The sequence below is a fragment of the Alteromonas sp. B31-7 genome (genome assembly GCF_015767655.1).
Lineage (GTDB): Bacteria > Pseudomonadota > Gammaproteobacteria > Enterobacterales > Alteromonadaceae > Alteromonas > Alteromonas australica.
The window spans coordinates 55,604-79,980 of the sequence record NZ_CP065233.1 but is presented as its reverse complement, the minus strand read 5'-3'; the positions used below and the strand labels follow the sequence as shown (position 1 = coordinate 79,980).

The 24,377-nt window shown below is 46.4% G+C and carries 25 protein-coding genes; 5 read left to right on the top strand and 20 right to left on the bottom strand.

The features are described 5' to 3' along the window. Nucleotides 1-59: 59 nt before the first annotated feature. The gene (locus IUA53_RS00365) at nucleotides 60-2,660 is read left to right on the top strand and encodes a sensor domain-containing phosphodiesterase (protein WP_044445874.1); all 2,601 of its coding nucleotides are present in this window, start codon (nucleotides 60-62) and stop codon (nucleotides 2,658-2,660) included. A 6-nt stretch (nucleotides 2,661-2,666) separates the two neighbouring features. Here the strand turns inward: IUA53_RS00365 and rep are convergent, their stop codons facing one another. Next, the gene (gene rep / locus IUA53_RS00360; RefSeq protein ID WP_044445873.1) at nucleotides 2,667-4,682 is read right to left on the bottom strand and encodes a DNA helicase Rep; all 2,016 of its coding nucleotides are present in this window, start codon (nucleotides 4,680-4,682) and stop codon (nucleotides 2,667-2,669) included. 113 nt (nucleotides 4,683-4,795) lie between these two features. Here rep and ubiK point away from each other — a divergent pair, with 113 nt between their 5' ends. Next, on the top strand, nucleotides 4,796-5,044 hold the full coding sequence (ubiK, locus tag IUA53_RS00355; RefSeq protein WP_044055455.1) for a ubiquinone biosynthesis accessory factor UbiK: 249 nt from the start codon (nucleotides 4,796-4,798) through the stop codon (nucleotides 5,042-5,044). A 99-nt stretch (nucleotides 5,045-5,143) separates the two neighbouring features. Here the strand turns inward: ubiK and ubiA are convergent, their stop codons facing one another. Then, nucleotides 5,144-6,016, bottom strand: a complete 873-nt coding sequence (ubiA, locus tag IUA53_RS00350) for a 4-hydroxybenzoate octaprenyltransferase (RefSeq protein ID WP_196897823.1) — start codon at nucleotides 6,014-6,016, stop codon at nucleotides 5,144-5,146. Then, nucleotides 6,006-6,557: a chorismate--pyruvate lyase family protein gene (locus tag IUA53_RS00345; protein WP_044055453.1), complete on the bottom strand. Its 552-nt coding sequence runs from the start codon at nucleotides 6,555-6,557 to the stop codon at nucleotides 6,006-6,008. The genes ubiA and IUA53_RS00345 overlap by 11 nt, the downstream gene beginning before the upstream one ends. 193 nt (nucleotides 6,558-6,750) lie before the next feature. On the opposite strand from IUA53_RS00345, the gene IUA53_RS00340 reads away from it, so the two are divergent. Then, nucleotides 6,751-7,164: a flagellar basal body-associated protein FliL gene (locus IUA53_RS00340; RefSeq protein WP_081869406.1), complete on the top strand. Its 414-nt coding sequence runs from the start codon at nucleotides 6,751-6,753 to the stop codon at nucleotides 7,162-7,164. Between the two features lie 28 nt (nucleotides 7,165-7,192). Here IUA53_RS00340 and glpG read toward each other — a convergent pair whose 3' ends face one another. The 8 genes from glpG to IUA53_RS00300 form a co-directional block, all read right to left on the bottom strand. Next, nucleotides 7,193-8,074, bottom strand: coding sequence for a rhomboid family intramembrane serine protease GlpG (gene glpG, locus IUA53_RS00335; RefSeq protein ID WP_196897821.1), 882 nt, complete (start codon nucleotides 8,072-8,074; stop codon nucleotides 7,193-7,195). Nucleotides 8,075-8,076: 2 nt separating this feature from the next. Beyond that, the gene (gene glpE, locus IUA53_RS00330; protein WP_044055451.1) at nucleotides 8,077-8,388 is read right to left on the bottom strand and encodes a thiosulfate sulfurtransferase GlpE; all 312 of its coding nucleotides are present in this window, start codon (nucleotides 8,386-8,388) and stop codon (nucleotides 8,077-8,079) included. After that, entirely contained in the window at nucleotides 8,388-9,413 is a 1,026-nt protein-coding gene (gene tdh, locus IUA53_RS00325) for an L-threonine 3-dehydrogenase (protein WP_044055450.1), read from the bottom strand. The genes glpE and tdh overlap by 1 nt, the downstream gene beginning before the upstream one ends. Then, a complete protein-coding gene (kbl, locus tag IUA53_RS00320) occupies nucleotides 9,410-10,606 on the bottom strand; it encodes a glycine C-acetyltransferase (protein ID WP_044055449.1) in 1,197 nt (398 codons plus the stop codon). Before kbl ends, tdh begins: the two co-directional genes overlap by 4 nt. Before the next feature lie 141 nt (nucleotides 10,607-10,747). Continuing rightward, nucleotides 10,748-13,198, bottom strand: a complete 2,451-nt coding sequence (locus tag IUA53_RS00315; protein ID WP_196897819.1) for a putative bifunctional diguanylate cyclase/phosphodiesterase — start codon at nucleotides 13,196-13,198, stop codon at nucleotides 10,748-10,750. 9 nt (nucleotides 13,199-13,207) lie between these two features. Further along, on the bottom strand, nucleotides 13,208-14,395 hold the full coding sequence (locus tag IUA53_RS00310; RefSeq protein WP_231401217.1) for a hypothetical protein: 1,188 nt from the start codon (nucleotides 14,393-14,395) through the stop codon (nucleotides 13,208-13,210). Next, a complete protein-coding gene (locus tag IUA53_RS00305) occupies nucleotides 14,392-14,871 on the bottom strand; it encodes a substrate-binding domain-containing protein (protein WP_196897817.1) in 480 nt (159 codons plus the stop codon). The genes IUA53_RS00310 and IUA53_RS00305 overlap by 4 nt, the downstream gene beginning before the upstream one ends. 98 nt (nucleotides 14,872-14,969) lie before the next feature. After that, nucleotides 14,970-15,932, bottom strand: a complete 963-nt coding sequence (locus tag IUA53_RS00300; protein ID WP_231401216.1) for a glycosyltransferase family 9 protein — start codon at nucleotides 15,930-15,932, stop codon at nucleotides 14,970-14,972. 25 nt (nucleotides 15,933-15,957) lie between these two features. On the opposite strand from IUA53_RS00300, the gene IUA53_RS00295 reads away from it, so the two are divergent. Together IUA53_RS00295 and coaD are read left to right on the top strand one after the other, a co-directional pair. Then, a complete protein-coding gene (locus IUA53_RS00295; protein WP_231401215.1) occupies nucleotides 15,958-16,785 on the top strand; it encodes a 3-deoxy-D-manno-octulosonic acid kinase in 828 nt (275 codons plus the stop codon). A 59-nt stretch (nucleotides 16,786-16,844) separates the two neighbouring features. Continuing rightward, a complete protein-coding gene (gene coaD / locus IUA53_RS00290; protein ID WP_044055445.1) occupies nucleotides 16,845-17,342 on the top strand; it encodes a pantetheine-phosphate adenylyltransferase in 498 nt (165 codons plus the stop codon). Nucleotides 17,343-17,370: 28 nt separating this feature from the next. On the opposite strand, the gene mutM is transcribed toward coaD, so the two are convergent. The 9 genes from mutM to radC all read right to left on the bottom strand — a co-directional run bounded on the left by mutM (nucleotide 17,371) and on the right by radC (nucleotide 24,337). Next, the gene (mutM, locus tag IUA53_RS00285; RefSeq protein ID WP_196897813.1) at nucleotides 17,371-18,180 is read right to left on the bottom strand and encodes a bifunctional DNA-formamidopyrimidine glycosylase/DNA-(apurinic or apyrimidinic site) lyase; all 810 of its coding nucleotides are present in this window, start codon (nucleotides 18,178-18,180) and stop codon (nucleotides 17,371-17,373) included. Nucleotides 18,181-18,204: 24 nt separating this feature from the next. Next, entirely contained in the window at nucleotides 18,205-18,681 is a 477-nt protein-coding gene (locus IUA53_RS00280) for a hypothetical protein (protein WP_231401214.1), read from the bottom strand. Between the two features lie 119 nt (nucleotides 18,682-18,800). Next, entirely contained in the window at nucleotides 18,801-18,956 is a 156-nt protein-coding gene (gene rpmG, locus IUA53_RS00275; RefSeq protein ID WP_013786148.1) for a 50S ribosomal protein L33, read from the bottom strand. Nucleotides 18,957-18,967: 11 nt separating this feature from the next. Continuing rightward, nucleotides 18,968-19,204 carry a 50S ribosomal protein L28 gene (rpmB, locus tag IUA53_RS00270; protein ID WP_044055442.1) on the bottom strand — a complete coding sequence of 79 codons (237 nt, stop codon included), beginning with the start codon at nucleotides 19,202-19,204 and terminating at the stop codon, nucleotides 18,968-18,970. 359 nt (nucleotides 19,205-19,563) lie between these two features. Further along, entirely contained in the window at nucleotides 19,564-21,681 is a 2,118-nt protein-coding gene (locus tag IUA53_RS00265) for a YjbH domain-containing protein (RefSeq protein ID WP_044055441.1), read from the bottom strand. After that, nucleotides 21,678-22,418 carry a capsule biosynthesis GfcC family protein gene (locus IUA53_RS00260; RefSeq protein WP_196897811.1) on the bottom strand — a complete coding sequence of 247 codons (741 nt, stop codon included), beginning with the start codon at nucleotides 22,416-22,418 and terminating at the stop codon, nucleotides 21,678-21,680. Before IUA53_RS00260 ends, IUA53_RS00265 begins: the two co-directional genes overlap by 4 nt. Further along, nucleotides 22,415-23,107, bottom strand: coding sequence for a YjbF family lipoprotein (locus IUA53_RS00255; protein ID WP_044055439.1), 693 nt, complete (start codon nucleotides 23,105-23,107; stop codon nucleotides 22,415-22,417). The genes IUA53_RS00260 and IUA53_RS00255 overlap by 4 nt, the downstream gene beginning before the upstream one ends. 100 nt (nucleotides 23,108-23,207) lie before the next feature. Continuing rightward, nucleotides 23,208-23,567, bottom strand: coding sequence for a hypothetical protein (locus IUA53_RS00250; protein WP_196897809.1), 360 nt, complete (start codon nucleotides 23,565-23,567; stop codon nucleotides 23,208-23,210). 92 nt (nucleotides 23,568-23,659) lie between these two features. Next, nucleotides 23,660-24,337: a RadC family protein gene (gene radC / locus IUA53_RS00245; RefSeq protein WP_044055437.1), complete on the bottom strand. Its 678-nt coding sequence runs from the start codon at nucleotides 24,335-24,337 to the stop codon at nucleotides 23,660-23,662. Between the last annotated feature and the right edge of the window lie 40 nt (nucleotides 24,338-24,377).

The following is a 24,377-nucleotide window of genomic DNA, read 5'->3' as shown; positions in this document are numbered from 1 at the left end:
TGGATCGGGTAGTTTAATGCAACTTAGAATTACCTATTCTTATTCTAGCCGGCTTCAAAATGTCATCAGATTTAACGCAATATGAGTTGACGGAAGAAGAGCTGCGGGAATTAATACCGCAGCTTCAACAACTCACCGATAAATATAAGCGCGCTGAACGTGTTCAGAAGGCGCTTTTCGACATTTCTGAATTAGCCAGTTCGGTTAGCCACCTCAATCGTCTTTATTCTGCCATTCACGAAATCATTGCTGATTTTATGAATGCCGATAACTTCTTTGTTGCCTTTTACGAGCAAGATAACAACCTCATTGATTTTGCCTATTTTGTTGACGAGTTTGATGAACAAACCGTTAGGCAACTGCCCGCTGAAGATATGATGGACGGCATGACAGGTTTTATTCTGCGTACCGGCCAACACCTGTTTTATAAGCGTGAAGAAGAAGAGCGATTTGCCAATGAGCACGGCATTAAATTAGTGGGCTCGCAGCCGTTTGAATTATTGGGTGTGCCGTTAAAGCGAGGCAGCCAGGTTATTGGCGCCATGGTGGTACAAACCTACGATGAAGGCATTCACTATAGCCAAGAAGATTTAGAAGTACTGCTGTTTGTCTCGCAGCATATTGTCACTACGGTAGATAGAGTTAAAAACCGCGAGCTTACCGAACGTACTATTCGCGACCGTACCCGCCAGTTACGTAAAATAAATGACGATTTACAAGAAGAAATACTCGAGCGCCAAAAGGTAGAAGCATTACAGCAAGCCCTGTTTGAAATATCGGAGCTGGCAGCGAACCTTGATGGCGACATGTCGGTGTTTTATACCAGCTTGCACGATATTTTAGCCCGCTTAATAAGCGCTCCTAACTGCTACATTTCTACACTAAGTGAAGATAAGCAGCACCTTGAATTCCCGTATTTCAGTGATAAAGAAAATGAAAGCATAGAGTCGCGCCCCATTGGCCTTGGCTTAACGGAATTTGTATTGCGTACTGGGCAAGCTGAACTGATTAACCCGCCTCGGGTACTAGAGCTAGCAGAGGCCGGAGAGATTGACGTAAGCGTGGCGCAAACCATGCTGAATAGCGCGAACTCGTGGTTGGGCTCGCCGTTAATCGTTGATGGAGAAATATCAGGCATTATTGCGGTGCAAACCTACGGTAAACACGCTAAGTATACCGCCAGAGATTTAGAGCTTTTACGTTTTGTATCGCACCACATTGCGGTAACCATGGAGCGTAAGCGTAGTACCGAAGCTATTCAGCGTTACAACAGCGAACTGGAAGCGCGTGTTAAAGAGCGCACCGCCGAGCTTGACCAAGCCAATACGTTTTTGAAGCAACAAATTGAAGAACGTAAAGAGATTGAGTTAAAGCTAATTCACGATGCCCACCACGACTCGCTCACCGACCTACCTAACCGCGCTATGTTTACTAGCCGCTTAGAATTAGCCATTGCCAGTAAGCAGCGTTATAGCGATAACTTATTTGCGGTGCTCTTTATTGATTTAGACCGCTTTAAAGTCATCAACGACACCCTAGGCCATCACGCCGGGGATGAGTTTCTCATTGAAGTTGCACGGCGTATTGCGCTATGTATTCGCGGCCACGATTTGCTTGCCCGCTTAGGTGGCGATGAATTTGTGGTGCTTCTTGATAACTTCGATGAAGTGTCTGACGTTGAAGAAGTAGCGTCACGTATTATTAACTCCATTTCTGAGCCCTTCTTACTGGAAGGCAAAGAAATGTATTCGGGCGCCAGTATTGGTATTGCCCATCTTGAACCTTATTATCGTAGCGCTGATGAAGTGCTAAGAGACGCCGACGCAGCCATGTACCAAGCAAAAACTTTGGGCCGTGGCCGTTTTGTGATGTTTGATAAAAGCATGCGCGATCGTCTTATTGAAGAACTTGAGTTGGAAAACGAATTTAGGCGTGCGTTACGAGAAGAAGAGTTTGATTATTTCTTGCAGCCAGTGATTGATTTGCGTGATGATTCTGCGCTGTATCACGAGTTGTATGTTCGTTGGTCGCACCCGGCTTACGGCAAAATTGCCCGAGAGCAGTTTAGGCAAGTGGCCGAGCAAAGCGGGTTAACGCTAGATTTAGACTTATTCCAACTGCGTAAAGCCTGCGAACTTCTTAAGCATTGGCGGGATAGCGGCGAAGCCCCTGGGCGTATTGCGGTGAATGTGTCGATAAACCACTTGTTGCAAGCCTCTATGGTGAACAAGATGGTGGCCTTGGTGGAAAACTATGAGGTGTCGCCACACGAGCTGGTTTTTGAGTTTGATGAAAACGATTTAAATCGTCGCTCGCAGTATATTTTACCGGCCATTAAAAAACTGAAACGTGCTGGCATTACCTTGGTGTTGGATAACTTTGGTAGCGGGCTTGCGTCATTGAGCTATTTATTTGCCTACCCCTTCGACTTTATAAAGATAGACCATAGGTTTGTGAAGTCGCTGCCGCGTTCGCAGCGTAACCTTAAGCTTATTCAGTCGGTTATGCTTATTTCTGAGCACCTTAAATTTAAGGTTATTGCAGAAGGCGTAGATTCAACCGCACAGTTATCTGCGCTAACTGAAATAGAATGTAACTACGCCCAAGGCAAAATACTGAAACAGCCTAAGGTGTTAGACATGAAACAGCTTGCCAGCTAGCGGCATTTAACTCTTGTTTAAAATTCCCCGTAGGTTTGCAATCCCCACTTGAGCCTTTTGTTGGCGTTCTTCTTTGGTGGCCTTAGGCTTTTGGTTTTCCCATTGCACGTCGTCTGCCGGCAGTTCGAACAAAAAGCGGCTAGGTTCAGGGTGTATAATTTCCCCAAATTGTCGGCGTTCTTTTGCCAAGCTAAAAATAAGTTCGCGCTGTGCACGGGTAATGCCCACGTAGGCTAAGCGGCGCTCTTCCTCTACGTTGTCTTCGTCTATGCTACTTTGATGGGGCAATAGCCCTTCTTCCATCCCCACTAAAAAGACAATGGGGAACTCTAGCCCTTTAGAGGCATGTAAGGTCATAAGCTGCACTTGATCGCCTTCACCGTCGTCTTCGCCTCGTTCCATCATGTCGCGAAGAATTAGGCGATTAACCACTTCCGTCAGAGTCATTGGGCTTTCTAATTCGTTACCTTCTAGCATGTCGGTTACCCAACCGAATAAGGTACTCACGTTGGCCATGGCCATTTCAGCGGCTTTTGGGCTGGCGCTTTGTTCGTACAACCACTCTTCGTAGCCCATGGTGCGGATCATGCTGCGAACCGCATCGGCGGTATCGCCCCTGTTTGCATTGTCGCTTAGCTCTACAATCCAACGGGCAAAGCCAGACACTGCATGGAAGGCTTTGTCGGGCAATACGCTATTTAAATTGGCATGGGTGGCCGCTTCAAACATAGACACACCTAAGCTGTTAGCAAAGTTACCCAGCTTTTCCAGCGTGGCGCGGCCTATGCCCCGCCCTGGCGTATTGATTATTCGTAATAAGGCGTTGTCGTCGTCTTGATTCACTAGCAATCGCAAGTAAGCCATGATGTCTTTCACTTCGGCGCGGCCAAAAAACGACATACCGCCACTTATTTTGTAAGGAATGCGGTTACTCATCAGCAGCTTTTCAAATAAGCGGCTTTGATGGTTGCCTCGGTACAAAATGGCGTAGTCTTTAAACTGGCTGCCATTCATAAACTTATGGGCCAGCAGTTCGGCCACTACGCGCTCGGCCTCGTGCTCTTCGTTTTTGGCTTCTATTACCTTAAGCGGTTCGCCGTATTGCAGCTCGGAAAACAGGGTTTTGTCGAATAAGTGCGGGTTGTTTTGAATAAGAATATTCGCGCAATGCAGTATACGCCCGGAAGAGCGGTAGTTTTGCTGCAACTTAATAACATTTAAGCGAGGAAAATCTTGCTGTAGTAGGTGCAAGTTTTGTGGTTTTGCTCCCCGCCAAGAATAAATAGATTGGTCGTCATCGCCTACCACAGTAAAGCGGGCACGCTCTCCCACCAGCAACTTCACCAGTTCATATTGACTGGTGTTGGTATCTTGGTATTCATCTACCAACAAGTAGCGGATTTTGTTTTGCCACTTAGCCCGCACGGTTTCGCTGGTTTTAAGCAACAAGGTGGGCAGTAAAATAAGGTCGTCGAAATCCAAGGCATTGTACGCTTTTAGGTTATCTTGGTAACGCTTGTAAGCTTCGGCAAATTCACGTTCGCCCGTACTTTGCGCTTGCTTGAGTAAAGCGTCTGGCAAAATAAGGTCGTTCTTCCAATTAGAGATGCAGCTTTGCAGCAAAGATAACTGATCTTTATCGCCGTCAAGGGTTTCCCGGGTGAGGTCGGTCAATAGCGACAACGAGTCTTTGTCGTCGAATAAAGAAAACCCAGGCTTTAGCCCCAGGTCTTTCACGTGGGCTTTAATTATGGTCAACCCTAAGGTGTGAAAGGTAGACACCTTTAGCCCGCGAGCTTCAGGCTTGCCTAAGGTTTGTGCCACCCGCTCTTTCATTTCACGCGCGGCTTTATTGGTGAAGGTAACGGCAGCAATATAGCGCGCGGGCATGTCGCAATTTCTGACTAAGTGCGCGATTTTATTGGTGATAACCCGAGTTTTACCGCTGCCTGCCCCGGCTAAAACCAAACAGGGTCCAGAGACAAAAGTGACAGCAGATTCTTGCGCTTCGTTAAGTTTCATTGCCTTCCTAAAACCGAATAGATAATGGTGGTGTCATAGTTTTCATTGCAAGATATGGCTATGCCGATAGAATAGACCACATACTTTGACGCAGCGCATTATAAGGGAATTCCATGTTGGATCCGAAAAAACTCGAAGATTTAGCAAAACAGATTGCAGATGCCGTTCCACCAGGTGTGCGCAATATGGCTGAAGAGGCCGAAGGTAAAATTAAACAAGTGCTTCAAACTCAACTGTCTAAACTCGATTTAGTCACCCGTGAAGAGTTTGATATTCAAAGCCAAGTGCTTATTCGCACCCGTGAAAAACTCGACGCGATGGAAGCGCGCATTGCCGTGTTAGAAAACACGCAAGCAGACTAAATTCACATTTAATCGGTTGGCAATACGTTGCCAACCGCGCTCTTCTTTATACGCATTCGCCTAAGCTTTCTTTCGCCACGCTTTAGGTTAATTAGCCAGCTACGCCAGCCAGTACTGAAGTAACAGCCCTAAGGTTATCACTAACCCTACTTGGTGGTTTTCTATAAACGCTGTAAAGCAACCTTCTCGCGTTTTGCCTTTTATAAATTGGTAATGGCGATAAAACAGTAAAGCACTTATCACTAACGCCACATAATATGGCCAGCTGGCATCAATCATTTGCCCTACACCCAATAAAATAGCAAGCATGCACGCCTGTAACGCCACTATCATGGTTACATCGTATCGGCCAAACAGCACCGCCGTAGATTTAACGCCTATTTTAATGTCGTCGTCTCTATCTACCATGGCATACATGGTGTCGTAGGCCACTGTCCAACATAAATTGGCGGCAAATAGCCACCAACCATAAGCGGGTACGGTTTCCATCACCGCCATAAAGCCCATCGGTATTGCCCAGCCAAATGCTGCGCCTAGCACAACCTGAGGCAAGTGCGTGTAACGCTTCATAAACGGATAGCTTGCGGCTAACAGTAGCGCCACAACCGACAGCGCCATGGTTTGCCAGTTCAGCATAAGTACCAGAAAGAATGCGGCCAATATATGTAATGAAAATAAGCTTAAGGCTTCGTTAGCCTGAACTTCACCATTGGCCAGTGGCCTGTTTTCGGTGCGCTTTACGCTGCCATCTACTTTTCTGTCGGCGTAATCATTAATAACGCATCCGGCAGAACGCATCACCACCACTCCCGCCAAAAAAATAAGCGTAATACACAAAGAAGGCAGGCCCTTAGACGCCACAATCAGCGCCCATAGTGTGGGCCACAGAAGAAGATAAATGCCAACAGGTTTGTCTAACCGCATTAATCGGTAGTAAGCAGATAAATTTTTGCGTCTTAAACTAAATTTCATAGTGATACCTTGAGTCGTAAACCGGTGCATCGGGAAGAAACACCTCTGCCACTATCATCTTTTGATTGTTTAAAGTGAATAGTGAACGCCTTCCCCACAGGGTTTGCGCTTTGCTGTAGCCCATGCTGCTTGAACATAACTTACAAAGCTGAAAGGCTGAACGAACAAAACGCGCATCGTTAAATAGCCGCTTACCTAAAGGTTGCTGCCCTAAATTCGCCAATTCAGCCTCTACCATTTGTTGCGGTATAACTGAGCGTGCAAATACCCAGGGGGTATTGTTACCACACAGCAGAACCTCTCGCACTTGAAAGGCCTGTTCAGCGTCACGGTTTAGTAACGACAATTCGTTTTGATGAGGGGTAATGGTTTGCTGCCCTAACAGGGTGAGCGAAAACTGATGGCACAAAGACTGAACCCGTTCGGTGAGCGAGCCGGTATCTAATAGCCAGTTTTTCAAATACGCATCTGGAATGCTTATAGTATTTGGTGCGTGCCAATCTACCGATAGCCCCACTGGGAAACCACCTGCGAAGCTCACAGGGTATGCCTATTTGAAATAATGAGTGTGTGTGTGTTTACCATTCTCTTTAAACGTTAATGCGCTGTTATGCTCAACTATACCTTTATGATATTGATTTTGCTTGAATGCTTCTACTTTTGCAGTAGTGTGTTTATTGCATGTTTTGCTACACTAGCAATCTATACCTTTTAATTTGGTTTTTGTTCATTCCATGATGAAGATTCGCGTTTTCAGATTCATTGCCACCTGCCTTTTATTTGGCGGCGTACTCTCGCCTTCGTTTGCGCAGGATAAAGCAACCTACGCCTACCTAGGTTTAGAGCCAGACATAGTGACTAACTATGTGGGCCAAAGTGCTCGCAAGTTAGGCTATGTTAGGGTAACGGTAGAGCTGATGATCAACGATGTTGATAACTTAGAAGTGGCTGAACATCACATGCCGCTTCTGCGCGCCACTGCCATTGAAATTTTTGGCCGCCAACCGGAAGAAAAAGTGAAGTCTCTTACCGGCCGTGAAGATATTCGTCGCGCCATTTTAAAAGCATTACAAGATCATATGCGCCAAGAAACAGGTGGTGAAGTGGTGAAAAACGTTATTTTCACTAAGTACCTATACCAAGGCTAAATCAGGGCTAGTTTAAGGCGAGATAAACCTAGCGTGACGCCTTACGTTTATCTGCCAATAACGATATTAAGGCCGCCATTACGCACCCGGTGATTAAACCTGCGGTGTGCGCTGCATTGGCCATATTTACCCACAAAATATCTGCATAACCTAACACCAGCCATACCAACATAAAGCCCACAATCGCGTTGGGCAGTTGTAAGCCCCATTGCGGCTTTAGCCATCCAAGCCACCATACAAAGCCCATTACTGCATACACCACACCAGACAAACCACCAAATAGCAGCAGGTTGGCTTGCACAGGCTCGGTAAAGAAAGCTTGCGCTATGTTCGACGTGGCCGCCGACACCACAAACACCAATAGCAACATACTGCTGCCAAATGCCTGCTCTATTTTTGCGCCTAATGTACTCCACCAAAGCAGGTTAAAGACAATATGAAGTACGCTAAAGTGAATAAATGCGGGCCCGAGCAATCGCCACCACTGGTTGTTGTCGGCCAATACCGATAGAGGCTGCATAAGCAAATGTTGCGCGATGGGGCTAAACAACCCGAGTAATGAAAAACCATACACCAACACACAAATGGTGAAGATCAGTGTGGTTAAGGGGGTGTTCAGGGCATTTAGGAAGAGCGCTTTAATATTAAAGCCAGACGCTTGAGGAAGCAGGTTAACCTTGTCCCCATATTGCCATGCGGCTTGTTGATATTTAGGGTTATTGGGGTCGCTTAAAAATTGCTCGGTAATTTCTCGCGCCTTCAACGCTTGAGATTCGTCGTTAAGCAATATCACGTATTCGTCGCCGGCGTCTGTAGGGCTAACTGAACAGGCAATATTTTCGCTTTTTAGGTAATTCGCCAGAAGGTGTGCAACACCTTGCTGGCGAAACGCAATTAAAGGGTGGCTCACAATTACTCTGTAACCACAGATTGATTCGCTCGCCACGCTTCAAAGCCACCGTCCATGCTATATACCTCAGCAAAACCTTGCTGTGCAATAACTTGTGCCGCTTGCTGGCTGCTAATGCCGTGATAACACACCACAACCACGGGGGTGTCTTTGGGCGTGTTTTCAACAAAAGCTGAAAAGTTGTCGTTATTCAACGGTGATGCATTTGGCATGTGACCATTGGCGTACGATTGCGGGTCGCGTATATCCACGATGGCCACGTCGCCGTCGAAGTTAGCGACATCTTGTACGCTGATATGAGAAAACGTTGTCATTATTGCCAGTCCAAAATAACTTTACCTGATTGCCCTGAGCCCATGGTATCAAATCCCTTCTGGAAGTCATCAACTGAAAAGCGGTGACTGATAATTGGCGATAAATCTAAGCCACTTTGTAGCAAGCTGGCCATTTTATACCAGGTTTCGAACATCTCTCGCCCGTATATGCCTTTAATAATCAGCCCTTTGAATATCACCTGATTCCAGTCGATAGCCACGTCTTGTGGCGGTATGCCTAACATGGCCACTTTTCCGCCATGGTTCATTTTATTCAGCATATCTCGCAATGCGACAGGCACTCCTGACATTTCAAGCCCAACGTCGAAACCTTCCGACATTCCTAGCTCGTTCATCACTTCTTGTAGGTCTTCTTTGCTCACGTCTACCGCCCGTGTGGCGCCCATTTTCTTTGCTAGCGCTAAGCGATATGGGTTGATATCAGTAATCACCACATGGCGTGCGCCAACATGGCGGGCAACCGCTGCGGCCATAATACCAATAGGGCCAGCACCGGTAATAAGTACATCTTCACCCACTAGGTCAAAACTTAGTGCGGTGTGAACAGCGTTACCAAAAGGGTCGAAAATAGACGCTAGCTCGTCGCTAATGTTATCTGGAATTTTAAACGCGTTAAACGCTGGAATAACCAAGTATTCAGCGAATGCGCCAGGGCGGTTTACCCCTACACCTTCAGTATTGCGGCATAAGTGACGGCGTCCAGCGCGGCAGTTACGGCAATGACCACAGGTAATATGGCCTTCACCTGATACCCGATCACCTAGGTTAAAACCGCGTACTTCCTGCCCCATACCAACCACTTCGCCCACGTATTCGTGGCCTACCACCATGGGAACAGGAATGGTTTTTTGCGACCACTCATCCCAGTTGTATATGTGCATGTCGGTACCGCAAATAGCGGTTTTTCTAATTTTAATGAGTAGGTCGTTATGCCCTACTTCGGGTTCTGGCGTGTCTTGCAGCCAAATCCCTTTTTCCGCTTTCGCTTTCACTAACGACTTCATGCAATCACTCCCATTTCTTTGCCCACTTCAATAAAGGCGTCTACCGCTTTATCGACATGTTCAATTGAGTGCCCCGCCGACATTTGCGTACGAATACGAGCTTGCCCTTTAGGCACTACAGGATAAGAGAACCCAATAACGTAAATGCCTTTGCTCAGCAGTTTATCAGCCATGTTGCTGGCCGTGCGCGCATCGCCTAGCATAACGGGAATGATAGCGTGGTCTTTACCGGCTAGGGTGAAGCCAGCCTCTTCCATGCGAGTGCGGAAATGCTCGGCATTTCGCCATAACTGTGCCCGTAACTCGTCGCCGTGTTTCATCATTTCAAACACTTTAAGCGACGCGGCAACAATAGGTGGCGCCACCGAGTTAGAAAATAAATAAGGGCGCGAGCGTTGGCGTAACCACTCAACCACTTCTTTTTTACCCGAAGTATAACCGCCAGACGCACCGCCCATGGCTTTGCCTAGGGTACCGGTAATAATGTCTACCCGACCCATTACCCCGCAATACTCATGGCTACCGCGGCCAGACTCACCTAAAAAGCCAGTAGCGTGGCAGTCATCTACCATAACAAGGGCGTCGTATTTGTCTGCTAGGTCGCAGATGCTGGCAAGGTCGGCAATCACGCCGTCCATGGAAAATACCCCATCTGTAGCAATCACTTTAAAGCGTGCGCCATCGGCATCAGCTTGTTTAAGCTGATCTTCAAGGGCTTCCATATTGTTGTTGGCATAGCGGTAGCGCTTCGCTTTACACAAGCGCACGCCATCAATAATGCTGGCATGATTGAGGGCATCGGAAATAATCGCATCTTCTGGCCCTAGCAGGGTTTCAAAAAGACCGCCGTTCGCATCAAAACAAGAGGGATACAAAATGGTGTCTTCAGTCCCTAGAAAATCACTGATTTCAGCCTCTAGCTGTTTGTGAATATCTTGGGTTCCACAGATAAAGCGCACCGACGCCATACCAAATCCGTGGGAATCTAGGCCTTGCTTTGCCGCGTCTATAAGGTCGGGGTGATTAGCGAGCCCCAAATAATTATTGGCACAAAAGTTAATGACATGGTCGCCATTCGCCACGTCGATATCGGCTTGCTGTTGAGAGGTAATAACGCGCTCTTTTTTATACAAGCCCTCATCTTTTGTGGCTGAAATTTGTGCGTTTAGATGCGAGATAAATGCCGCAGACATGCCTGTCTCCCGTTATGCTAAAAAGGGTATTTTAAAGAAACCCAAATAGAGGGTATACCACCAAAGGGCGGATTTTACGGTGTCAAAATTCGTATGTGTAAATATTTGCGCACACTTGCAAGTTTTCACGACTACTTGCAGTTAAATCGTGCTTTTCCACACACCAGAACTCACTTTGTCTTCTAACGTATTCCAAAGTTCCGTTTCAGGAATGGGGCGACTAATTAAATAGCCCTGCCCTTGATGCGCCTCAAAATGGCACAGCATTTCGTGTTGCTCAATGGTTTCGATACCCTCAGCAATCACTTGCAGATTAAGGTTTCGCACCATAGAAATGGTGGAATGCACAATATTTCTGTCATCGGCGTTTTCTGTAATGTTAGAAATAAAGGAACGATCAATTTTTATGTAGTCTGCCGGTAGCGATTTCAGGTAGCTCAATGAAGAGTAGCCGGTACCAAAGTCGTCAATAGCCAGCATACATCCCATTTCACGAATTTTACGCATCACACTGGTGGCGCGTTCAATATCGGTAACCAATACCGTTTCGGTAAGCTCTAAACACACTTGAGATGGCGCAATGTCATTGTTGATAATTTGCTGCTGTAAGAAGTTCGGCAAGCTGGGGTCTAAGAATTGCGCTGCGGATAGGTTAATGGCCACTTTTATGCCTGGGTAACCATTCGCGTTGAGTTCGCGCACGAGTTGGGTGGCTTTGTTAATCACCCAATAGTCCAGTTCTAGCATAAACGCGGTGTTTTCCAATAACGGAATAAACTCAGCGGGTGAAATATGCCCCTTATCAGGGTGATACCAACGCAGTAAGGCTTCAAATCCAAGCAACTTGTGGGTTTTAAGGTCTAATTGAGGTTGCAGTGCCAAGCTAAACTGATTTTCTCGTAAAGCCACTCGCGCTTCTGCTTCAAGCTCTACCTTTTTCATAACTTTAAGGTTCATGGTGGCGTCGTATACCCGATAGCCAGTGCCCTTTTTAGCTTTGGCCTCATACATGGCAATATCAGCATGACGTAGCAGTTCTACTGGTGTAGCCCTTGCTTGGCGTGTAATCGCCACGCCAATACTAATAGACACATAAAATTGCAGCTTATTAACTTCAATCGGTTGGGCAAACTCGGCAATGATTTTCTTGGCCACCAGCGTCACTTGCTCTTTTGTGTCTATGTCAGATAACAACACCACAAATTCATCGCCACCAAAACGCGAGGCAATGTCGGTTTCTCTTATGGGTTTAGAGATACGCATGGCGGCGGCTTTTAACAGTTTGTCTCCCACGTCGTGACCATAACTGTCGTTTACCTTTTTAAAGTCGTCTAAGTCCATAAACATCAGTGCCACTAGACGATCGTCACGAGCGGCAAGCGCCAGTTGCTGTTCTATCTGAAAGGTGAGCATGTTTCGATTGGGCAACCCGGTTAACACATCGAACATGGCCATTTTCTCAAGCTTCGCGGTGTTTATGGCCATTTGCCCGTCGAAGTCTTCTAGCTGTTTAGCCAAATCATTCGCCGCTTGCTCTACCACATCAAGTTCGTCGGTCAATCGAAAGGCTGGGCTGATACTTCGCCGCGCTGATAGCGCGTAAAACTCTTTAAAGTTGTGCTGCGCAAGCATGGGTAAGCGTTCACTAACCGCAATAAGGCGGGTGCGATATTGATTGAGAAACAAGGATAACAGTAAAGAAAACACCACGAAAAGCCCCGCGGCAGAGGCTATCACTAAAAGCTCGTATTGGGCTTTTTGCTTTAATAGCACACTGATGTCTCTTACCACCAGCAAATAGGGGTGATCATTATTCGCGTAGGTGTATGGAAAAGGCAGTAAACTCACCAGTAAATCTTGGTTATTGTGGGTAACCCGCTGGCCTCTTATTACCAGCTCATCTGGGTTCCAGTCGCTGGGCAAGGCATCAATAACCCGGTTAAGGTATTCTCTGTTTAACGGCGCTAATTGGCTGGATAAACTCAATACCTTAGTGCCGTGATCGGTGGTGGTGAATTGCACCATTGCTAACTTGTACGCGTCGGTTGAGCGGCTAAACAACGACAATATCTCGCGCATCGATGTGGACATGACCACCACAGGCACCACATCATCTGAGGTCATGATGGGAACCGACAAGTAAAAACGACAAATGAGTTCGCAGGTAACTAGGGTTTTGCTTTCCAGCGTGGTTTGCGTACTTTTAACCAGACGTTGAACAAACACTGGGGGTTCAGCTTGCCTGTCTCCCACCACGCCGTATTCGTCAAACAAAAACAATGACTCAACCTGAAAGTTGAGCATGAGGTACTCTTGCGTATTTTTGAGTGCAAGCGCCAGTTTTGATAAATCTTGGTGGTTTTTTAATTCAGCTTGGGAGAAGGTATCTACCCACATGACCATTCTGCTATGCAGCACATCAGAGAAAAGCTGTAAACGGCGTTGATTCGACACCTGCTCTTCTTGCTGCTGAAAGGTAATATTTGATTCAGATTCTCGAATAAGCATGGTGGAGATAACAACGGTTACCGTTAGCACCATGGCCAGTAAGATTAAAATCGTTTTTGTCGTAAACGACAGTTTTACTTGCATAGAGAAGACCTAAAACCAATACATCAGCTGTATAGACCACATACGCCATGTTTCTTCAGTATGGTCGGCAATGTCAGGGTCAAGCAAGCTAACAGCGCGTGTGGCGCCGTCTACCCAATGGTGCTCTGCTTGTAATCGCCATTGAGGCGCAATATCCCAACGCAAGCCCACGGCGGTGGTATCCATATAACCAAAGTAAGAAGGCACAGTACCGCTACTTTCCAATTCCAACTGCACGCCATTGGGGTCGTCCACGTTATTGGTGTAACTGTCGTAACTCACCAAACCGCTAAACCGTGGAGAAAACAGATAGCGTAGTTGCACAAAGCCGCCTTCACCGGTGCGCTTGTCGTAATAGTCTGGGGTAAATACGCCATTAAAGTCTTGTATTTCCCTAAGCAGTTCCGAACTGAGCTCCCAGTTCTCACTAAAGTACTGCATTGAAATCATAAAGCGGCGTATGTTGGACATCCCTGCAAAACGATTATCTTGTTCAAGGGGGATGTATTCGAAATCTGAATCTAACCAGCTTGCCCCCAGCTTCCAGTTCATTGAAGCTGGTTGCCAGAACACACTAAACTGATGCACAAAATCCTGTTTTATTTCCCCCAACGCTAAGCTGCCTAATAGGTAATCCCGCTGTTCTTCGTTAATAGTCGAGCGACCATAACTCCAGTTAACTTCCCACACATGATTGTCGGTGTATTTGCTAAAGCGGGTTTGAATACCGTTACTGCCTAGGGCTACGTCGCGAAAACCATCGAAATAAACCGATTGAGGCAGTACCGCGGTATCCCGAGTTTGGGGAACGTCACGGGTAACGGAATACAACCAGTGGCTGTTTTTATAGCGGCCTAAATGAATTTGTGCTTGCCAGCCGGCGATATCGTCAACAGTCCAATCGATAAATAGATAGTCGAGTCGACTGCCCTGTTCAAACCTATTGCCGCCGTCGAGGTAAACCACCTGCCCTGCAATCGAGATATTACTGGCTACCTGATACAGCCCATTTAGGCCAATTTCGGTAAGCTCGGCGCTAATTTGGTTATCGCTTGTAATGAAATCACTGTCTATCGATTGTGTAATACCTTGTGAAAAGTAACCGTGCCATTGCAGATTTGAAGATTCTTGCCCATTGGCACTAAAAGAAACACAACACAACCATAGCGCCGTCATTAATCCATAAAAATACGTCATTGTGATACCACCTTCACCATTCTCGCCTTTGACACTACTCCCGAGGGCATATAGCCGATAGCACCGGGGGTTTTTTCCAGCCGTTCAATGAGTTCTTCTTTCGATGAAACGCGGGTAGGCGTGACTCCTTGCCCTGAATACGTCAACTGATTCCATAAACGTGATAGTTGATAGGGAAACATCTTCAACGTTTCCCGACAGAACGCTTTGTGTAAAGGGTCGTTATCTTCTAATACAAAGACATGGATTTTGTTCCCGTCTTCCCAGTATTGAAGATGCCCTGTGAATATTTGGCGAAGTTCAACTTGCGTTAAGGTAGGCTTGGCCACACTGGGGTTAATGACCACCACTGTTTGATCTGCCTGCGCGTTTAACGACCAAGTGCTTAACACTAGAACAATAAAAGCTATATGCTTAGGGGAGGGAAAACGTAAGTATTTACGCCATTTCCACAACAACGCGAACGTCGTCTTCAATGTTACGTCTCCCTGCTTTAATAGGTTTTTTATCACCGCTTTCTCAAGTTTAGATAATGATTTAAAATTTTGCTTAAAATTAACGCATTTAAGTGAACTTAAGTAAAGAGTTCGTCAACTTGTTCAATTACCGCGTCCAACGTTATTTTTTCCATCAAATCATTGCCCTTCGCTCGCGCGCCCCAAGGTAATGCCGTCCAAGGTTTACCTTTTTGCTGCAAAATACAGTCATCGTAGACTGACACTACGCGATGAATACTTTTATATGGGCCAGTTCGACGAGGGTTAGAATGGGCATAAAGCCCAACCACTGGTGTGTCTACTGTGGTGGCCATGTGGGCAGGGCCGGTATCAGGAGCAATAACAAACTCGGCATGTTTTAGTAACATAAGCAACTGATGTAACGAGGTTTTACCCGTGAAGTCTTGCGCTATTTTTGCATTATGCCCAAGCACAGCATCGGCGGTTTCCCTATCTAGCTTGCCTGGGCCGCCGCACAATACCACACTCATCCCTTTGTCATTGATATAATTTGCAATATCAGCGTATCTTTCTGGCAGCCAATTTCTTTCTGCTTTACTGGCGGCGGGTGCAATGACCACATACTTGCCTAGTGCTTGCGCTTGCCCTTCGCCCCATTGTGCATCTTCTTCAGACACTGGAATATTCCACTGTAGAGGATCAGACGGGGGGACGCCAAGGGCATCGGCGAAATCCATAAAGCCTTCTAATACATGGGCGTGTTGGTGCGCTGCCACTCGCTTATTGGCAAACAACCAGTGCAACTCTTTACTGCGCGCCCAGTCAAAGCCTATTCGTGTTTTCGCTCTTATCACGCGAGAGGCTAAATTGGCTCGTAACGCTACTTGCATCATGAGCAAGGCGTCAAACACTTCGCCTTGCACGGTCTCTTTTAATGCTTCTACTGCAGCCTTGCCTTGTGATTTATCAAAAATAATAAAGCGTACATTGGGCATTAACTTAACCAATTGATATTCAACTTTGCCAATCACCCAGGTTATTTCCGCGCTGGGCCAATGATGCTGAATTCTTGTTACCATTGCGGCTGCATGACACACATCTCCAATGGCCGATAGGCGCATTAAGCAAATCTTTTTTCCCACAGATGCTCTCTCGTTGCTGAAATACCAGAATAAATCGTTAGAATGGCAAATTTACCATAAAGTTGTGGACGGCATGGCGATAATACGACGAGACTTAGGTGCTGGGCATCATTTTCTATACGATGATACCCTGATGAAAGAGCCAACCACTGACATGTTCAGTCGCGAGTTTTGGCAGATCCATAACAAAATTACGGGGTTCGCTAAGGGCAGAGGCACCACCGTGTTTGTGTCTCACGAAGGTCAGGAGTGGGTGTTGCGCCATTTTAAGCGCGGCGGCCTAGTGGGTAAGCTACTTAGCGACCAATACGTATTTCTTGGTGTGGAACACTCTCGGCCATTCGAGGAATTTAGGCTTTTGCACATCATGCGGCAACATGGCCTGAATGTGCCTACCCCCATTGGTGCGTACATCCATAGGCGCGGGTTAATTTACCGTGGTGATTTAATTACCCAAACCATTCCTAGCAGCCAAGATTTGCATCATATTTTAACCCGTGAGCCCTTATCCGCAGAGCGATGGCAGGCAGTAGGCGCGGCCCTAGCCGCTATGCATGCATGTCAGGTGTATCATCATGACGCCAACATCCGAAATATCATGATGGATGATGAGGGCAATATTTGGTTAATAGACTTTGACCGATGTCATAAACGAGGTGGCGATCATTGGAAAAAAGGAAACCTCGATAGGCTGCTACGTTCGTTAAATAAAGAGAAGGCCCTCAACCCTGTCTTTCATTGGCAGACCGACGATTGGCAGCATTGCCTAGACGGTTACCACAGTAACTGAATTGCATCTTTGAGCAATTATCGCTACTGTTGCGCTTCAACGATAAAAATGTGAACGATATGCATACAAGAGCACTGTACCCGGGTACGTTTGACCCAATTACAAATGGACACGCCGATCTTATAGAAAGGGCGTCGCAACTGTTTTCTCACGTTATTGTTGGCATTGCATCCAACCCTAGCAAGAAGCCTTTATTTTCACTTGAAGAACGGGTGGAAATGATTAAAAAAGTCACCACAGATTTGGCCAACGTAGAAGTGGTAGGCTTTACGGGCTTATTAGCCGATTTTGCTGACCAACAAAATGCGACTATTCTTATCCGCGGCCTACGTGCGGTATCCGATTTTGAATACGAATTTCAACTGGCGAACATGAACCGTAGGCTTAACCCAAAATTAGAAAGTGTGTTTCTTACCCCCGCTGAAGAAAACTCTTTTATTTCTTCTACCTTGGTAAAAGAAGTCGCCTTACACCGCGGCCAAGTAGGCGGCTTTTGCCACCCTGTGGTAGAACAAGCGTTAAAAGACCGCTTAAGCAGAGACGACAAAAAAGTCTAAGCCCCACAACCAGCATGCCAGTGTTATTCTAACGCTGGCATTGCGTACAAAAAAACGTGTTCCGCTGTCCTATCACCTTACTTTGAATAGCATTACCACACACCTCACATGGCTCGCCCTTTCGCCCATACACATTGAGGTGTTGCGCAAAATAACCCGGGTTACCGTCGGCTTGGGCGAAATCTTTCAGCGTGGTGCCCCCTTGCTCAATAGCTTTGGCTAGTACTTGCTTTATGGTAGCGGTAAGCACCTGGTAACGGGCTAAACTAATATTTCCAGCTTGCCTAGTTGGGCGAATGCCAGCCAAAAATAGGGCTTCGTTTGCGTAGATATTGCCCACTCCAACAACCACTGCATTGTCCATAATAAAAGTTTTTACTGGGCTTTTTTTGCCCCGAGATAACTGAAAAAGACGCTGGTCATCAAAGTCGTCTGTGAGTGGCTCTGGCCCTAGGTGCGCAAGTAGGCTTAACGCTTCACCGGATGGCTGGAACAACACCGCACCGAAACGCCTGGGGTCGTTAAACCGTAAACACTGGCCAGAGGCTAAAACAATATCTACATGGTCGTGTTTCACTGGCGGCGTTGCCGCATCAATAACCCGTAATTTGCCCGACATACCTAAATGCAAAATAACCGTGCCCACTGAAGTTTCAATTAGCAGGTACTTGGCTCGCCGTTTTATTGCCGAAATAGAATGGCCTATCACGTCGGCGATTGTTTCGGGAATGGGCCACCGCATCCGCCGTTCACGTACGATGATATTGGTAATGGTTTGGTTTTGAAGAAACGGTGATATACCTAACCGGCTCACTTCTACTTCTGGTAATTCAGGCATGAAAATACTCCAACAAGGCTGCCGTTATTGGTCAGCGAAGGAAAGCCAAGGCAAGAGCGTGCGCAATTCGGCGTTTTCCAATGCGTACCATTGACCATCAAGTTTTACTGTCGTGGGGTGAGAGCTGGGGTAGAAGGCGAACACAATGCCCTGAGAATAGCCCGCAAGCCATACGACGGTAATAATGGGTTCTACCTGAGATAAGGCACTATCTGGCAAGGGCGTTGGCACTAGGGCAGCCTGTTGCCATGCCGCATATTGCGCTTGTGGCGTTACCGGCAACGCTGCCCTGCCAGACACTTGTCGCCAAGTTTGGCCGTTGCGCTCTAGCTTATGGCCATCTTGTTCTATTTTTAAAACATAGGCATCGCTTGGTAAAAGCGAGCGTGACGAGGGGGCGTCTGGCGTTGAGGCAAACTTGTCTAAGTTGAATAAAGCAATCATCACTAACATCGCGAGGATCACCACATTATTCATTGCCCTTTGAGAAAGTCTTGCCACTGTTTACCCTACTGTATTTGTTCAACAACATAGTAAAGGGAACGGCGTAGACTTTCCACTTTGTCTAACGCAAAAAACCCGGCAAAGCCGGGTTTTCGTGGAGACAAAAGCAAGTTTGTTTACTTGATTTTTGCCTCTTTGAACATAACGTGCTTACGCACAACGGGATCAAACTTTTTGATCTCCATTTTGCCAGGCATGTTACGCTTGTTTTTATCAGTGGTGTAGAAGAAACCTGTACCTGCTGAAGAAACTAGTTTAATTTTATCACGCATTGTCGGCTTCCTTAGATTTTCTCACCACGGGCACGGATATCAGTTAATACTGAATCGATACCTTTTTTATCGATAATACGCATGCCTTTCGCAGACAAACGTAGTTTAACGAAACGGTTTTCGCTCTCAACCCAAAAACGGTGAGTTTGAAGGTTTGGCAAAAAGCGACGACGAGTCGCATTTCTTGCGTGCGAACGGTTATTACCAACCGTAGGACGCTTACCTGTTACTTGACATACTCTTGACATTGTATTTGTCTCCAGAACAACGATAACTGTCGCGCCAGTCAATCCCACGGCTCAAACAGACGTTGGGTCAAATGACGTATTACTATAAATTAGAGGGCGCATTTTATACAGCAAAGCCCTGCGGATTTCAATAAGAAACTATAAAAAGCTCAATTTTTGTCACTTATTTATCCACTTTAGACAAAAAAGCGGGGTTTTTCGTCTTTACCTCGCGGATCGGCTAAGCCGATTTTTAGGATCTGTACCTTCACGTGGGGCGTGAAAAGTAACACAAGTTAAACAATTAAACGCGCTTTTTTCGTAAAATTTGGCAAATAATTATTATAGGCGAGAGCAAATAGCCCTCGCCTACTAACGGATTAGTCGAAGAAAGGGGATCTTACTTCAGTGGTATCAATTAACCGAACAGGGCGACGTAGCATTTGCCCACCGTCTCGGGCAATTGGCACCCAAGGGAAGGATCCCCTACCTTTAGATGGCTGCAATAAGAACAGATCTGAAGGAATGGAAATATAGAATCCTTTGGTAAAGCTACCTTCGCCGTATTCTTCAGAAGACACGTCGGTGAATGCGGCGTAGGCACCCACGATAATGCCGCTGTCGAAGCGTTTAGCGAAGTCGATATTAACCCCTTTGTCTTTAGCAAGGAACTGACCCACACTGGCGGTAATTTGGGTGTCTTCTAAAAACGGCGGGCGATAATACACGCTTGCATGGCCGGTAATGGCCTCGTAATCGATAGTGGCCAGTTTGCTGTAAGGATCGCGCTGTTTCACATAGTTAAGATCGATACCAAAAGCGAAATGGCTATCTACAGGTCGATACAGCAACTCTCCACCCACACCGGCAAACATGGTTTCTAAATAGCCGCCGTAAACTTGACCAAATAGGTTTTCGCTAACGCTGTCTTGGTAATGCGCAAACGCGGTGTCTAAACCAATGGGGTTTTCAGTGACGTATTCACGTACACGGGTTCTCACGCGCGGCACCGAGGTTTCTTCGTTATCAACTAGAAAGTTAAATTGGTCGAAGTTATCTAGCAAGGTTACGCGCATACTGGAGATGAAAGACAACTTATTGTTAACCGAGTAACCGCCACTTAAAATAAGCCCGGTTTGGTACAGATAGAAGTCTTCAGGGTTACCGAATGATTGAGTAAAGAAGAAATCAGCACTGTAGAACAGCCCTTCGATATTTGACGCATCATAGGCATCAATAATTTCCTCTGACGGCGCTGTACGGGTGTAGGTTTGCGTAATGTCAGCCTCAAGGGATTCGTAGCGCGCAGCGTCAATAAACGCCTCTGCATCTATCTGCGTGTCTACCATGGGCAAGCCACCGCTATTATCAATAACGTGGTACGTTTCTACAGAATCTGGTAACTCTGCCGCAGCAATGCGCCCTATTCGCTCAATAGCTTCGTCTTGATCTCGATAAGCATACTGAGTGCCGTAGAATGTGGCTTCTTTTTCTGTGATGTTGGCGTCCGTTAAGGCAAATCCACCAGAGCGATACAAGGTATTATACAAGCGAGACTTGTCTACCTCGTCAATCGTTTCGGGGGCCCGACGAGCCATTAGCGATTTAGGCGGCTTATCAAATTTAAGCTGGGTAATTGTGTTCATATTGAACCTGTACGTCACCCCAAAGCCCACGGTGTTGCCACGTTGGTAATTTAAACTGAAGTCAAAATTATCCAACCGATACACCGCCCCCACATTCCAGCGACTATCTTGTTCAAGTACGCCAGCACGGTCTTGGGTATAATCGTTACCCTCAAACTCTAACTTTAGCGTTAGCGGTTCCCACGGCGTTTGGTACTCAATACCGCCAAAAATGGCCGCTGAGCCTTTAAAGAACTGGTCGTAATCAATTTTACCGCCTTCACCGGAAAACCCTGTCGGACGCTCACAAAAGCTTTCTCTAAATTCACAAAATGGATTGGTAAAATCACTGGCGGTACCCAAATAACCCCAACCCACGCCAAGGTGAATATCAAAGGGGCCAATGGACTTACTGGCATTCACGTATTCGCTTTCAAAGAAACCTGTACCACCAAAATCTCTAAAGCCCACAGAGATGTCCGGCAAGTAGTAACTTTCTTTCCACAGTCGAAACTTTACGTCTAGGCCTTTATCTTTTAGCGTTTGATCGCCACTAAACGAATCGACGTCACTGTATAAACGCGTGCGTACGTCGGTATAGCGTGCGGTGGCTTCCATCCAATCGTATAACTGAAGGCTTACCGACCAAAAACGATATTCGCCATTATCGGTATAACTTGCAGCGAACGCACCTTCGTCACGCATTCGTGCCGTGGGAGTCTGAATAAGCCCTGCCCCCCCTTGCACCATTTGAGAAGGTTCTACCGCCAGCTCTGTTCGTTCACTTTCGGTTTCTGCGGCCACTGGAAACATGCAGGCACTGCTTATAAAAAGTGCGAGTGCCGATCTCTTATATGGAAAATACGCGCTCATTGCACAAGGATCCTATGTACTGCTAAATGTGCGATACGCTGGTTTAGCGTATCCATTGTGTTGCCGATAAAATTGCCAGCAATGGGCACAAAAATTTGGCTACCCGGCATAATTTGCGCGTAATCGACATTCCAATAGGCTGCACCTTTTAGGTGAACGTTCCCCATTGGGTCGATGACATACACTGTACTGTTGTCAGCGCCTGCACTATGCTTAACGGAGTTCGCTATGGTGTAAACAGCACCTGATGAATGGCGATAAGCACCGGGCTTTTCTACCACGCCAGAAAAGTGGATAACATCAGGTCGACCGCTTAGCCTAAGCAAGTACTTCCCCGGTTGAAACATGGGATTTTCTTCTGGATAAAGTCGTGCCCTTGTGTACGACACAGGCATCTCTACGCGGGTCGCCACTGTCCATGAAGCCACCTGCGTATATAAACCACTTAAGGCATCATGCCGATTTGAGCCTTCTTCATACTGAGCCAATAACTTTCTTAATTCAGACAATATGGCTTCTTTCTCACGCTCGGCGGTAGCGTCGTTCAAGTTAAACACCCCAGCGGCAGGCCAGTACCAGTCGCCAGAATCTGCCACTACAGACAACACACTGCTTAACCTTACTGGGCGAGGAAATTCATAAGGCTGCTTATTGATCAGTATGGTTAATTGAGCAAATACGCTAAGGGGCGCCATGAGTATGAGCGCACCAAGGAAAAGCACGTTTAATCGTTTCATTGTGCAATAACTCCTTTGCTCTTCATAAGGCGCACAACGCGACTTAAATACACCATGTCGTAGACATCTCCCTGAGGCGAGAACTTTTGCTTAGACGCTAACAACTCTTTGGTTGTAGCATCAAGATAATAGGTGTTTTCCCACTCAAGGCCTGTTTCAATAAACGGGGTGGAATCGGGGAAGCTAACCTGTTCAGAGAGTTTTAATACGCGAATGGAAAAACCTAAATAGTCTTTCGTTTCTTCACCCTCAATACGCCATGTGGAGAAAACCGGTAATCCAAACCCAGTGCCTTCAATATCGACTTTGCGGTCCCACTCATAGGCGAGTCTGTCTTTACCAGACAGAGGATTACGTAATAAGTTTCCTGTGTAGTACAAATCTCTGTCTAACCCTTCGGTTTGTACTATTACGCCGTGATGCAGGGTAAATACAACCCCGTCTCCGGATACCCAGCGATGCTTGTCGCCATCGATGAAGGCTAAACCTAATGATGCTTGATCCCGCTCCCCAGCTTTGATCTGCATAAGATCGCCCTTGTTGTTGGCGATCTCATCAAGGGTATAATTTACGGAGCGATCTTTTAACGCTAAACGAATGGTTTTGATATATGACTGCGTGGTTGATGAGCATCCCGTCATCAAAAGAGACATAAGGCTTACAATAAGCAAGAAGTGTTTATTTTTCATTGAAAAGTGCTTCAGCAATAGACGGAAGGAAAGTGCGAAACTTTATTTTTATCAATAAAAAAGCCGCTAACAAAAGCGGCTTTTTCACACGAATCTATTTTTACTGAATAGTCGGTGCGTAGGTAAAGGTAACAGGAACAGTAATTGTTTTGGTTACTGTTTGAGTACCAGATACCGTTACTGTGCTAGTTAAGGTATTTGTTGTACCTAGACATACACCGTCTACGATCTCGTCGTCGCCTTCACAGCTAAGCACTGGATCAACAACATCATCGTCATCGTCAGGTGTGGTTGCAGAGTTGTTAGAAGCAATACCGCCAACAATCGCTGCACCAATTATACCTGTTCCCACTAAACCACCAGTAGTCACACCTAAACCTGTGCCACCGGCCTCATCTTGTGCGTTTACGCCTGCAACCATAGTAGCAGCCGCGAATAAAGCAATAATTGACTTTTTCATATTAGTCCTTTTCTGAAACTTACCCATTAGAATCCTATGCTAAATCATTTTCAACTACTTGACTACATTATAATCGAAAAAAATTTAGATACTTAGTTTAACAAGCCTCGCTGTGCAAATGAAACAGTTTCTGTGTCTCCAACCACAAAATGATCTAGCACGGCGACATCGATCATGGTCATCGCAGATCGGATCTCTTGGGTTAATCGAATATCTGCATGACTCGGTTCTGCTACGCCAGAAGGATGATTATGGACCAAAATGATCGCGGCAGCGTTGTCTTTCATTACTTGCTTAACTAATTCTCTAGGATACACTGCGGCACTATTTATTGTCCCTGTGAACATAATCCTAAAAGCGATAAGCTGATGTTGGCTATCTAACATGAGCATGCCGAACTTTTCTTGCTGACAATCCCGTAATGCTGCCTGTAAATAAATTTTAGTGTCGTCGACATTATGAAAGACATCTTGGCGCTTCAAGGGTATTTCTAAATTGCGCCTAAAGATTTCAAAGGCCGCTTGAAACTGCGCGTACTTACATGGGCCTATTCCCGGCGTTTTAGTAAAGGTGGCTTGGGTACTGTTGACCACTTCTCGAAGGGAGCCCATTTCACCAAGCAGCTCTCTTGCCAATGCAACAGCTGTTTTTCCCATGGTTCCCGCCCCCAGTACCACGGCAATCAGTTCTGCATCACTGAGGTGATGCGAACCTAGCGTCAGCAGCTTTTCTCTGGGACGTTCTTGTATAGGCCACACTTTAATTGACATAGTTATCCTTGTGTAAACGTAGGCCTCTATTTATACCGCT